The 12,545-nt window shown below is 68.9% G+C and carries 8 protein-coding genes; all 8 read right to left on the bottom strand.

Going from position 1 to position 12,545, the window contains the following annotated elements; translation table 11 throughout:
* The 8 genes from SM754_RS13580 to SM754_RS13545 all read right to left on the bottom strand — a co-directional run bounded on the left by SM754_RS13580 (position 1) and on the right by SM754_RS13545 (position 12,471).
* The gene (locus tag SM754_RS13580; RefSeq protein ID WP_323676779.1) at positions 1–3,102 is read right to left on the bottom strand and encodes a hypothetical protein; all 3,102 of its coding nucleotides are present in this window, start codon (positions 3,100–3,102) and stop codon (positions 1–3) included.
* A gap of 1 nt (position 3,103) precedes the next feature.
* Positions 3,104–4,306 (bottom strand): FtsZ/tubulin family protein, encoded by a 1,203-nt coding sequence (locus SM754_RS13575; RefSeq protein WP_323676778.1) that lies wholly within the window; start codon positions 4,304–4,306, stop codon positions 3,104–3,106.
* The gene (locus SM754_RS13570; RefSeq protein ID WP_323676777.1) at positions 4,306–6,384 is read right to left on the bottom strand and encodes a hypothetical protein; all 2,079 of its coding nucleotides are present in this window, start codon (positions 6,382–6,384) and stop codon (positions 4,306–4,308) included. Before SM754_RS13570 ends, SM754_RS13575 begins: the two co-directional genes overlap by 1 nt.
* A gap of 41 nt (positions 6,385–6,425) precedes the next feature.
* A complete protein-coding gene (locus tag SM754_RS13565; RefSeq protein WP_323676776.1) occupies positions 6,426–7,535 on the bottom strand; it encodes a hypothetical protein in 1,110 nt (369 codons plus the stop codon).
* Positions 7,532–7,855 (bottom strand): hypothetical protein, encoded by a 324-nt coding sequence (locus tag SM754_RS13560; RefSeq protein ID WP_323676775.1) that lies wholly within the window; start codon positions 7,853–7,855, stop codon positions 7,532–7,534. The genes SM754_RS13565 and SM754_RS13560 overlap by 4 nt, the downstream gene beginning before the upstream one ends.
* The gene (locus SM754_RS13555; protein WP_323676774.1) at positions 7,852–9,222 is read right to left on the bottom strand and encodes an FtsZ/tubulin family protein; all 1,371 of its coding nucleotides are present in this window, start codon (positions 9,220–9,222) and stop codon (positions 7,852–7,854) included. The genes SM754_RS13560 and SM754_RS13555 overlap by 4 nt, the downstream gene beginning before the upstream one ends.
* Before the next feature lie 178 nt (positions 9,223–9,400).
* Positions 9,401–10,882, bottom strand: coding sequence for a hypothetical protein (locus tag SM754_RS13550; RefSeq protein WP_323676773.1), 1,482 nt, complete (start codon positions 10,880–10,882; stop codon positions 9,401–9,403).
* A gap of 11 nt (positions 10,883–10,893) precedes the next feature.
* Entirely contained in the window at positions 10,894–12,471 is a 1,578-nt protein-coding gene (locus SM754_RS13545) for a cell division protein FtsZ (protein ID WP_323676772.1), read from the bottom strand.
* Positions 12,472–12,545 lie beyond the last annotated feature (74 nt).

The raw sequence follows: 12,545 nt of genomic DNA, 5'->3' as shown, positions 1-12,545 counted from the left end.
TCAGAACACCGTCTGTTGCATCCGTTCGCGTAACTGGTCGTGCTCGAACGCCTCCTCGACCGCGTCGAGTAACGCAGCGACGAGCAGCGTCTTCGCGGCCCGTTCGACGTCGTCGGATTCCCGACGCGCCTCCTGGAAGAGCTCCCTGGAGAGCTCCCAGACCTCCGTCACCGGTTCGACCTCGGTCAACGTATCGCGCTCCCGGTCGAGACGGCTCTTGGTCTCCTCGATGCGTCGCGTCAGGTTCCTGTCGCTCGCGTCCGCCGCGTGTTCGAGGAACGCGTCGAACGACGCGACGTCCCCCTGGAACGTGACGGCCGCGTCCGGGAGGTCCGCGCACGCGGCGAACACGTCCACGTTCCGCTTCGTCGTCATCGCCGTGTTCACGCGCGACACCGCCTCTTCGGCGACGTCCAGGAGCGCGTCCGCGACCGCCTCCGGGTGCGTGTCAACGTCCACGAACCGATGCCCCTGCTCGGGGAGCGATTCCACGACGTCGAGGAGCGACTCGACGACCGACCCGTAGTACCGCGGGAACGCGACGTCCCGGCCCGCGCGGTCGGAGAGCCCGGCGACGTCCGCTCGGACGTCCGACAGGCGCGTCCGTACCGCCGGTGGAAGCGTCCACTCGAAGGACGCCCGGACGGCGACCTTCGCGCTCGCACCCCGGTCGATGCTCGCGGTCGTGGTGTCCGTCCGGAACTCCGCCGACGCGGCGGCGGGGAGGTCCAGGTCGACGACGTAGTCGCCGACGAGCACGTCCACGGTCGCGGTCCCGTTCCGGTCCGTCTGTAGCGTCTGCCGGCGTTCCCGGGCGCGGAACTCGTCGTCGTCCGCGGGCGCGATGGCGACCGGGAGGTTCCCGGTGGCGACGCCGTCGACCTCCGCGGTCACGGACAGCGACCCGGTCTTCCGTTCCAGGCCGACGTCGAACGCCTGCTTCCGGTCGTCGAGCGAGATCTCTCGGGTCGCACCGACGTACTTCGGGTGCGACACCGACAGCGTCGCCGCCGTGGCGGTGAACGGGAGGACGGCGGCGGCCTCGCCGCTGCGGTTCGTCGTCTCCTCGATGCCCTCGCCGTCGTCGGGTTCGACGCGGACGGTCGCGTCCGGGAGCGCCTCGCCGTCCGTGCTGTCGGAGAGCCGTACCGCGACCTGCGGGCGCTGGCAGACGATGCGCGCCTCCTTGCCGCGGCTGTGACCACTCCCGATCTCGACCGTCGTCTCGAACTGCTGGTCGGCGAGCGCGGCCGTGACCGTCCACGTCCCGGGCTTGAGTTTGAGTTTCGCTCGCCCGGTGTCGGTCGTCGTCGACGGGTCGTCGCGGCGCGCGGTCGACCGCGCGGTCACGTTCACCGACCGCTGGACGCGGCGGTTGTCGTCCGTCACTATCTGCACCGTCACCGGGACCGGCGTCTCCGTCCGCGACGTCGACCGGCGCTTCGCGGACGTGCTCCCCCAGAGGCCGGCGCTCGCCATCCCGTACGCCGCCGGCCAGGACCCGAGCATGCTGAACAGACCACCGATCATCGTACCGGGGAGCATCCCGAGCATCCCGACGTCACTCGTGGCCACCCAGATGACCGCCAGCCCCGCGAAGAGGCCCGGGACGAGCCCGAAGCCGAGGACGATGAGTGCCCCGTGTGCGTCCGTCGGTCTGACCCCCTCGACGCTCGCGTCTATCCCCGACCGGTAGAGACCGAGCGCGACCGAGACGAGCGCGCCGACGAGCACCGCGACGAACACGACGCCGCCCGTGTTGATCGCCGTGTAGCCGGCGGGAAGGCCGAGGAAGCCGCTCGCGGTACCGTTCCCGGTCTCGTTCGTGGCCGTGGTAGGCGTCGTCGCGTTCGGCGTCCCGTTTCCGGCCGGTTCGGGCGTGTCGAACGTGCCGAGGGACGAGTCGCCGCTGTAGACCGCATCTGCGCCGACGACGACGACCTTGGCGCCCGCCTGTACGTCGACGCCGTCCTCAAGGGCGTACGTCTTCGCGTACCCGCTCTCGTTCGTCAGGGTCGCGCGCCGCACGCCGTCCTCGGCCTCGAACAGGACGCTCTCCGCGGCGACGTCCGGCGTCATCCGGACGTAGCTCCCGTTCACCGCGACCGACACCGTCGTCTCCGCGTACGTCCCGTTCCAGCCGTCCAGCACCAGCCGGTTGCTCCCGTCCGCGAGAGCGAGCGTCGCTCTCACGTCCGCGCCGATGGCGTCACTCGGGAGCGGGACGCGGTCGCCGTTCGCGGACACCGAACCGACGTACCGTCCGTCCGGCTCGACCGTCGTCGCGTCCAGCGTGTACCGGTTCGCGCCGAGGACGTCGACGAGCGGGTTCTCGACGTACAGCGACTCGCCCGCGACGACCAGTCGCGACGCGTCGGTCGCCGCGCCGTGGACGTTCACCGACGTCGCCGACGCCGTGACGTTCACCGGCGCCGCCGACGCGTCGACCGCGACGCGAGCGTTCCCGAACAGCACTTCGCGGGAGAGCCCCGAGAGCTCGCCGCGTTCGACCACGAGCGCCTCCGTCTCGCCAGCCTCGTACGTCGCGTTGACGCGCTCGTCGCCGACGGCGAGTTCGACGGTCGACTCCGGCCGGAACCCGCGCAGCGAGACGTCCGATATCCGGAGTGGCCCACCGGCGAACGCCGCGGTTGCGTCCGGGAGGTCCGCGTACTGGAGGTTCACCGAATCCGAGTCGAGCACCGACCCGTTCAACTCGACCTCGACCGTCGCCGACGACAGGTCGTCGGTGGTCTTCGGTCCCGACAACGCCGTCACCGGCATCCGATTGACGTACGTCGACCCGTTGCGCTTCGACTGGAACGTGACGTTCTTCGTGTTCGCAGGGCCCGTATCGGTCACGTTCACCAGGAACTTCGTCTTCGTCTGGTTCCGCGTCGCGTTCGCGAACGTCACGTTCATCGACACCCTATTCGTGCCGACGCGCTCCACGGCGACCGTGGCGTTCGGCGCCGCCGCCTCCCGTGTCTCCGCCGACGATACGTCACCGAACCCGGACGCCCCCGCGACGACCCCACCGAGAACCACGGCAGCGAGTGCCAGCACCGCGACGAGGACCGTGACGCGTGTTCCCCCCCGCATACTATCCCTCGTTGTGGTCGCGGTACTCCTCGAGGTTCTCCATGACCTGCTGTAACTCGCGCTCGCTCAACCCCTCCCCGCCCGGCGCCGCGCCGCGAGCGAGGTTCTCCTGGACCTGCTGGTGCTGGTCCATCGAGTGATCGAGCAACGGCGTCAGGTCGAACCCCCCGAGCAGCAGGAGGACGTCGACGTCGGACCCCCGGCCGCGTTTCGGCGTGAGGCTCGCCTGCCCGGCAATACTGAGGTCGTGCTTGTTCTGCCACTCGTTGAACGTCCGGTACACCTCCGGCTCCGTGATCTCGCCGTTCTCGATCATGCTCTCGGGCGCCCGCACCACCGGGAACACGATCTGGGAGGTCGCGACGTCCATCGGCACGAACGGGTTCTCCGCCGCCTTGTCGAACATGTACTCCAGTTCGTAGATGTTCCCGTCCATCCCGGTCGCGACCGCGGGCGTGAAGTGATACGACCCGTACCGGGACGGGATGGTGACGTAGTCCTCGATGTCGATGACGCCGTGGGTCTCTCGGCCCGCACCGATCATCAGGTCGATTGCCTCGATGATCATCTCGTTGACGCCGTCGTAGTCCTGCCGGCTCCCGCCGTCGTCGAGCTGGGAGTTCGCCGCGAGGATGACCATGTCCGCGTTCTGGCCGCCGTCGAGTACCTTCAGGAGCCGCGACAGCCCGCAGACCGCGTTGAAGTGACGCTGGTCGGGCTCCCAGTAGAACGGCCACACCGCCATCGCGACGTGGATGACGCTGTCCATCCACGGCTCGCTCTCACCGACGCTCAACCCGTTCTTGAACTGGTCGATGACGTACGGAATCGAGCCGTTCCCCGTCCCGCCACCGAGCGTCGCGACGTGCAGGAACGCGTCCGCCGTCCCGAACACGCGCTTGACGCGGTTCGTGATGCGGTCCAGGTCCTGCTCCGCGGCCTCGCGACCGTCGTCGTAGGAGTTCCCAGCGCCCTGCTTCTCGCCGAACTCGAGCGCGTGCGTGCTCTCGATGTCCGCGTCATCCGTGATCGCCGCGTCGATGCGGTCGACCGTGTTCCGGATGTCGTTCCGGTTCGTGTTCATCACGAGGATGCGGTCCTCGATACCGGGGTTCTCCGCCCGACTGAAGAACTGCGAGGCGATACGACCACCGCCCTCGCCGGACGCGATGACCGCCCACCGCGTGAACTGGCCCTGCGACATCACGCATCACCCCCGGCGTGCTTCCGCAGTTCCTCGTCCGTCGCCTCCACCGGCAGTCCCGACTCCGCAGCGAGCGACGCGATCACCTCGTCCGGGACGGGCGTCGACAGGAAGTTCGACCGCACGCGTTCGTAAGAGATGCTCTCGCCCTCGTCGATATTGTACTGGATGACGTTCATTATTTCCTGAGAGATCTGGTCGTCGTCGTAGACGTAGACGACGCCGTCGGCACGCGAGATCGCGTACCCTTCGACGTCCGCCCACGCGGCCAACAGACCGGGGACGTACTCGTCGGTTATCGGGAAGTCCATCGCCGTGCTGAGGTAGCCCGTCTCCGCGAACCGGTCCTCGAGCCGCGGCCCGAACTCCTCGACCTGCGACCGGATCGTCGCCTCTCGATCACCGACGAGTTGATCGTACAGCGACACCGCCTCGACGTCGACCGTCGTCTCGACGTCGTCGTTCACCTGGAGCGTCCGTTCGACGGCCGCGTAGTCGTCCTCGCGCGGGTCGACCGACAGGACGTACTCGCCGAACGGGACGTCCGCGAACCGCACCGACCCGACGAGGTGCGTCTCGACGACCGCTCGCTCGTCGAACCCGTCGTCCGCCAGTTCGACGACCGCCGTCCGCTTCTCCTCGCTCCCCTCGTCGTACGCGACCGTCACCTCGACGGTGTACGTCTCGACCGTCCCCCGGGAGAGCGCGGGCGCGTCCGGGTCGAACTCGACGTCCGGGTTCCGTCGGAAGTACAATCCGAAGAACTGCTCCGCGTGCCGGACGGGCAGGTCTCCCGCGGTCACCGTCCCCTCCGTCCGCAACCGCTCCTCGATGGTCTCGGAGACGTCGGGGTACGCCTCGACGACCGTCGCCTTCGTGTCGAGCGAATCGACCGCCTCGACGAGCGGTTCGATGGACGCCCGCCACTCGGACTCCAGCGCCGAGACGTCGTCGGTCCGTCTGAACGTCCCCGCGTGGTCCTCGTCGGCCACGTCCGGGCGAGTGTAGTACCCCGCGGGCAGCGACTCGGATTCGAGCGTCCGAACCGCCGCCTGTAGTTCCGACTCCAGCGCCTCCACTATCTCGCGGGTCGCGGACCGCATCGCGTCCCGATGCCGCGTCAACGCCTCCACGTCGAGCGCGGAATCCAACTCCTCCAGTTCCCGCCGGACCTCGTCAACCCGGTCGAACGGGTCGATCGAGACGAACCGGTCGGCGTCCGACGCGAGCACCACGTCCGCGAGCGAGAGCAACGCGTCGCGGTCCGCGTCGAACGACCCGCTCAGTTCGCTCTCAAGTTCCGAGCGCGCCGCGAGCACGTCCTCGACCGCCGTCTCGTACTCGCCGTCCCTGCGCGCGTTCGCCGCCGAGTCGAGCCGCGATTCGACCGCCTGCTCGTCGATGGGACCAGTCGCACTCCGACGGATGTCCCGGACTCGCTCGATGGCGTCCCCGACCGTCTCGTCGGCCACGTCCCGGTACGCGGTCAGCGGGTCGCCGACGACGTCCCGGTAGTCGACGCCGCTCGGCGCGCCCTCGGCGGGCGTCGGCGGCTCCTCGTACGCCGGCGGTTCCGCGGTCAGGCCCGCGTCCGCGAGCGTCGCGAGGCTCGACTCGACGCTCGCGAGTCGCGTCGTCACGAACTCGTAGAGCGCGTCGTCGCGGTCCGCCGCGAGCGTCGTCAACTCCCCGTCGATCCGCTCCAGTTCCTGGAGTTCCGCGCTCGCCGCGTTCGAACCGACGGTGAACGACCCCGACTCGCGGTCGAACTCGCCGGCCTCCGCCTCGTAGTCCGCCGCGAGCGAGTCCGTTCTCGCCCGGAGGTTCCCGACGTCGAACCGCGGGAACTGCGTCTCGATCGCGTCGAGCGACCGCCACACGTCCCTGAGAGACGACCCGACCTGCTTCGCTCGCTGCTCGACGTACTGTCCCGTGTTCCCTTCGCCGCCGACGACGCCGCGAACGTACATCACGGCGCTCCCGACGAGAACGACCGGGACGCCACCGACGACGACGTACACGCCGATCTCCGTGTTCCCCAGGACGAACAGGCCCGCGCCGACCGCTGCGATTGCCACTGTCAATACCCCGATTCCCAGTACCGCGCGAGTTCGAGTCTTCATAGTATCACTCCGAACAGGGAGAGTCCTGCAGTCAACGCCACGACCACGAGGGTCGCGGCCACGAGCGCGATGCCGCCCCCGACCGGCACCCACAGCGCGTACCTGTTGTAGTCAGTCGTCGAGTCGATGCGTTTCCGGCCGATCGTCCGGTTCGCGACGAGGTACGGCAGTGCACCACCGCCGAGGACGCCGAGGACGAGCCCGAGTCCGGTTGCGAGCAGGAGGTTGTTCCGTATCTTCGACGTCAGCGAGCGTTCGCGGGCGTCCAGCGCCGCGTCGTACGCGGCGACCGCGTCGGTCGCCCGCTCGCGCCGCGTCGTCTCGCTCGACTCGACGGCGTCGAGCGTATCCACCGCCACGCCCGGCGTCGGCGACTCACCGGTGACGCCGAACAGGAACGTCCGGAACGAGGACGCGCTCGCGTTCAGCTCGTCGACGGACTCGTCGAGTCGGTCGAGCGTCCGGTTCGCGGTGGTCGCGTTGAACGACCCGGAACCGCTCCCGTTGAGCGCCGCCGCCGTCTCAGCCAGACGCTCCGTCGCGGCCGACGTCCGGTTCGACGCGTCCACGAACGCCCGCTCGCGCGACAGGTACTCGTCGACCGACCCCGCCGACGGGAGGTACAGGCGCTCGTCGACCCCGATAGCGGGGTCGACCGCGTTCGCGGCCGGTTCGGTGACCGTCAGTCCGCTGTCGACCTGCTTCATCCGGACCTTCGACGGGAACTCGACCGACCCGTACCCCGGTTCCAGTCGAACCCGTGGCCCGCGGTCGGTCTCGTTGACGACCTCGAACCCGGCGTCGTCCTGGAGTTTCCAGGCGTCACCGTACGGCGTCACGAGCCCCTCCGACGAGCACAACCGCAGGTCGAGAGTCACGTTCGCGTACAGCTGCGCGGACCCGGTGACGCGCTCCCCCGTACTCGAGAGCGTCGCGACGACGACGTTCCCGGACCCGCTCACGCCATCGCAGACTGCAGTCGCCTCACCAGCGGGCGTCGCCGACGAGTCAAGACCCGAGTCGTCGACCGCCCCGACGGCGGCCGGCATCGTTCCGGCGAGCACCGCGACCGCGAGGACGACAGCGAGGTATCGTCGCACGGTCATTCGAACGTATCCTCGATGCGTCGCGACTGGTGTTCGTACATCACGATACCGCCGAGACAGAGTCCGACGCCCGCCCCGAGACCGATGCCGGCGAGATACTGGACGACCGTCCCGTCGGCGAGCCCCGCGAGCGACGACACCCGGTCGTTCTGCGCCTGTGCCGCGTCGACGCTCGACGAGACGTTCGACGTCGTCGTCTCCTCGGACTGGACGCCGGCCGCAACCACGCCGCTGCCGGCGAGGACGAGACAGACGACGACCACCGCAGCGACGACCATCCCCATTCCCCCGAGATAGCCGTCCGTCGACCGGCGTGTCACTGTATCATCGCCTCCGTTTGCTCCTCGTAGGCTTCCGCCTTCTCCTCTATCTCGCGAAGCCGGTCGATGTCCTCGCGCTCGTAGGTCAGGAGCGTCGTCACCGTCGCGAGCCGACGGTCGTGTAGCGCCACGCCGAGGTTGACCTCCTGGAGCGAGCACTGCGCTTGCAGGTACTCGCGGATCGTCGACGTCTCCACGCGCCGACCGCTCCCCGACAGGTAACTCGACGGCGCCCGCACCAGCCCGATGGCCTTCTGCGCATCCGACGGGTCCAGGTCCGCGACCGACTGCTTGCTCGTCGCGAGCCGCACCAGCGCCGCGCTGTCGACGTCCTTCTTCCCGACGAACGGCAGCAGGTAGCCGGGAAGCGACCGCGTCATCGTCGTCGACCGACCGAGAGCCGCGTACCCCGCCTTCGAATCGGACGTCCCGACACCGAAGTTCAGCGACGTGACCAGGTCCTGAACGTCGATGTCTGGCGTGTCGATGTCGTCGTAATCGCTGGGGTCGACGCCGGAGAGCACCGGCCCCGCGACGAGGTCGTAGACGCCGGCGGCCACGTACTCGTTGTACTCCGAGAACTGGCTCTCCGCCGCCGCCTGATACGAGATGCGTTGGTTGTCGACGAGGACGATACCGTCCGCGCGGTCCTCCAGTCGGTTCAGGCCGTAGCGGGCGTTCCACGCCTGCCGGCCCGCCCCGACCGTCTCACCGCCGTCCTCGTCGTTGACCTGTCCCATCGTGTTCGGGAGGACGGCGAGCGCGACCACGTCCGCGCGGTCGTTCGTGTACTCGTGGATCGCGTCCACGATACTGGGCGCGATACCACACCCCGTCCCGCCGCCGAGACCGAGACAGACGAACGCGAACTGGATCTCCTCCTGATTGGTGGCGTCGGTCGACCCCGCGGAGACGCCCGCCGTCTCCTCGGCGGTGTCCCCGTCGTCGTCGGTCGCGGTCCACTCGTCGTCCGTCTCCGACCACTCCGCGTCACCGCCGTCCGTGAACGCCGCGGTGGACGCCCCGAACCGGTCCTCGAGCCGCGTCACGAGCTCGTCGTAATGGTCCGTCATCACCTCGTCCGCCTTCACCGGGTCGCGACCGAACCCCCCAGTCACCTGTTCCTCGAACCCGGCCGTGTTCCCGTCGACGAGGCCGCGTTGCTCCGCGATGCCGAACTGTGCGTCAGCGTCGACGTTCCGGAGGTTCTGGAGGTCCCGGATTGTCGAGTTGAACACGAGTGGTTCGGCCAGCGCGGTGATGTCGTCCTCGCCGAAGAGACCGAGCGTCGAATCCGACGTGTAATCGAACACGGCGTCGACTATCGCGCTTCCGGCCTGTCCTGCCCCTACGAAGAGATACGTCATTAGATGTCTCTGACACGTGTCTATACGTACCGGTGATTTAGTATTTCTGGCAGAACGAACCGTCTCCTCTCCCTGGATGACCGACTCGGGCGGGGTCACCAACCCGGTCGACCCAGCGGACGACCGCCCCGGTCGTCACCCAGGCGGTCGTCACAGCGGAGGACCGACCCGGACGAGGTCACCCGCGGAGCCGTCGGAGCATAATCGAGTACTGGTTCCGCTCGTAGAGGTCCTCGACGTGCTCGAGGAGCGCGTCGGCCGCCGTCAGGAGTCCGCGAGCGCGGTCTGGGTCCGTGCTCGCGTAGCTCCGACCGTCCTCGTGGAGCGACCGGGCGAGGGACACGAAGTGCCGCGGTATCGTATGGTTGTGGTCGTCCCGACGCTCGTAGTACCCCTCGACCTCGTCGATGCGGTCCGCCACCGACGCCACCAGGTCACTCGGCTGTGCGTCGTCGGTCGACTCCGCGCGGCTCGATTCGAGCGTCGGAACGAGCGTGTCCCGGTAGAACACGAGTTCGTGGTACGCGCCGTACCACTCGACGCGCTCGTCGGTCCGCTCGGCGTCGTCGACGAGGTCGGCGACGCGCTCCAGGACCGCCGCCTCGACGCGCTGGTCGGGGTCGAGGTCGCGCTTCACCTCGTTCGCGACCGCGACGACCTCGTCCGCGTCGACGCGCTCGAGCGCGTCCCTCGTTCGCGCGTGCTCGTCGAGCGCGCCGACGGCGGTCGTGAGCGCACCCTCCACTCGCCCCTGTGGGGTCGAACTCGGGTCGCCGAGGGCGTCGAGGAGTCCGGTCGCCGCCGCGCTCTGCGGGGTCGTCCGCGCCTCCAACGCCGACACCGCGTCCGCGACCACGCGCTCCTCGGACCCGGTATCCGCCGGTGCGCCGGTCCCGGAGCGCGACCGCTCGCTCTCGGCCGCCATCGACGCGACGTCCGCCGCGATCGGTTCGAGCGTCCGGGCGAGCGACCCGTCGACGTCCCGTAGCCGCTCCGCGAACGCGTCCCCCTCCGCTCCGACCGTCACGTCTCCCGTCCGCTCGACGGCCTGCATCACGCCGTGAGCCGCCTCCAGTCCGTCGACCGCGTCCTCGACGGCGTCGCGCGCCAGCCGCTCGTCGACCCGCCCGTCACCGAGCGCGTCGAGCAACGTCTGCGCCGTCGGCGACCGCGGAGACCGGTTCGCCTGCACCGACGCCGCGGCCGCCGACACCGCACCGCCGTCCGACCCGCCAGCGGACGCCCCAGCCGGCCCGCTGGCCGACCGGCCCCGTCCGTCGCTCTCGACGAGGTCGACGCGACCGCGAGCGACGGCCGACGCGAACGACTCCAGCGCCTCCGTCCGACCCTGCGACGTCTCCACGACGCCCTGGTCCGCAGCCGCCCGAAGCAGGTCGTCCGTCGCGCTCGTCAGGTCCGTGACGCCGTCGTGGACCGCACGCCCCTCCGGCTGCACCGAAAGCGTGTCCGCGACCCGACGCACCGCCGGGTCCTGGCCGTCGTCACCGACGAACCGATATCCGACCGCACCAAGCGCCACGCCCACGACCAACGCGACCACGCCGACCACCAGACTCCCCGTCCCACCGCCACCGGTCGTCTGCAGGACAACGTCTCGCACGGTCGGACGCAGCAGCGCGTAGAGGTTCGATGGCATCATGCACGGTCACCTCAAGGCATCTTCTCCCGTCCGAGACAGTCGAACAACGCCTCGACGTGCTCCCACTCGTCGCGGATGCCCGCGGCCAGCCGAGTGTTCCCGTCCTGCTTCATCGTCAGCGCGTGCTCGTACATCTCCGAGAGCGATTGCATCTCCGGGTTCCACAGCGTCCCCCAGAGGTAGACGTCGTCGAGGTACGGCGTCACGAGCCGGTGCGTGTTGATGTCCACCGTCTCCACCCCCGACGTCGACTCGCGGTCGAGGAAGTCCGGGCCGCCGAGCACGTCCCGGAGGACGCCGTCGTCGAGCAGCGGCGCGAGCGACGCCATCTTCTCCTCGGGGCCGTACACGAGGAACGTCCCACCCCACGCCGTCGTCGGGTCGAAGTCCGCGAGCTTGTTCTGGAACAGCGCCTTCCGCGCGAGCATCTGGACCTTCGACCGGTCGAACGACGACGCGTGGATCTTCCCCAGGACCGGCGCGAGAACCACCGCCGGGTCGACCTCGCGCTCCGGGTCGAACGGGTACTTGTCCTGCACCGGCCGGAAGCTGTCCGCCGGGTCGAACACCTCACCGCGGATCGAGAGGTCCACGTCCTGGTTGAGGACCTGCGGGATTGACGACATCGTGAACGCCTCCAGGAACGACACCAGCGGCTTGTTGAGGTCCGTGTACTCCGGCGGATTGTACCGCTCGATGTCGTGGATGCGCGGCTGGATGTCCTGTGTCGCGTCCCGGAGTTTCCGGTTGTCGAACGGGATGATGGCGTCGACGCTCTCCGCCATCCGCGCCATCCCCAGCACGCCGTTGACCTTCGCACGCCCGGACTGGGACGCGTACTCGCTCGGGATGACGACCGACGAGAATATCGGCTTCCCGACGACCATGTCGTCCTCGAGCACGCGGTCACGGAGCTTGTCCGCGATCACGGGCGTCGACCCACAGCCCGTGCCCTTCGTGACGCTATGGATGAACATAATCGCCTGCGAGTCGCGGAGGTCGACCGGGCTGCTATCCCAGCGCTCGTTGAACGGGTTCCCCTCGTCCTCGAAGTCCGCGAGCGCGAAGTCCCGGCCGTGGTCCCATCGATGCCCCGCACCGGCGTAGTTGTGCGCGCCCTGCCCGATGATGCAGTTCGCGACGATGTCGTGACGGTTGTATCCCTTCTCCGCCTGGGCGTAGTACGTCTCCTCGATCTCCGCGACGTTCGTGTTCAGGATGCTCGCGTCGGCGAGGCCCGCGTCCCAGATGTGGACGCGGTCCTCGTTCTCCTCCGAGAGGGTGTTCCGCCGCAGGAGCACCGCGTCGACGATGTGATTCCCTGCGCCACCGACGCCGAGCATGAACCACTTCTTCCCGACCGCGGACCCCGACAGGTCGTCGGTTCCCGTCGACCGCTGGTCCGTCGACCCCGTCGTCGGCGGTTCGTCCTCCGCCTCGTCGTCCTCGTCCGACCAGTACCGCTCCTCCACGAAGATCGGCTCGTAGAGGTCGGGGTACACCTGCTCGACGGACTTCGGCTCGTCTCTGTGCTCGTGCGCGATGTGTGCTTCCAGCGTGTCCCGCTCCCACCCGTCACGCGCCGTCACGCATATCTTACATGTTCCCGTCATGGAGGGTTCTGAGTACGTAGAACCCGTACCGGCGGCGGTATGAAGCTACT

Origin of the sequence: Halorubellus amylolyticus (assembly GCF_034808145.1) — an archaeon.
Lineage (GTDB): Archaea > Halobacteriota > Halobacteria > Halobacteriales > Natrialbaceae > Halorubellus.
Note: the sequence above shows the minus strand (reverse complement) of the source record. Positions and strands in the feature narration are given on the sequence as shown.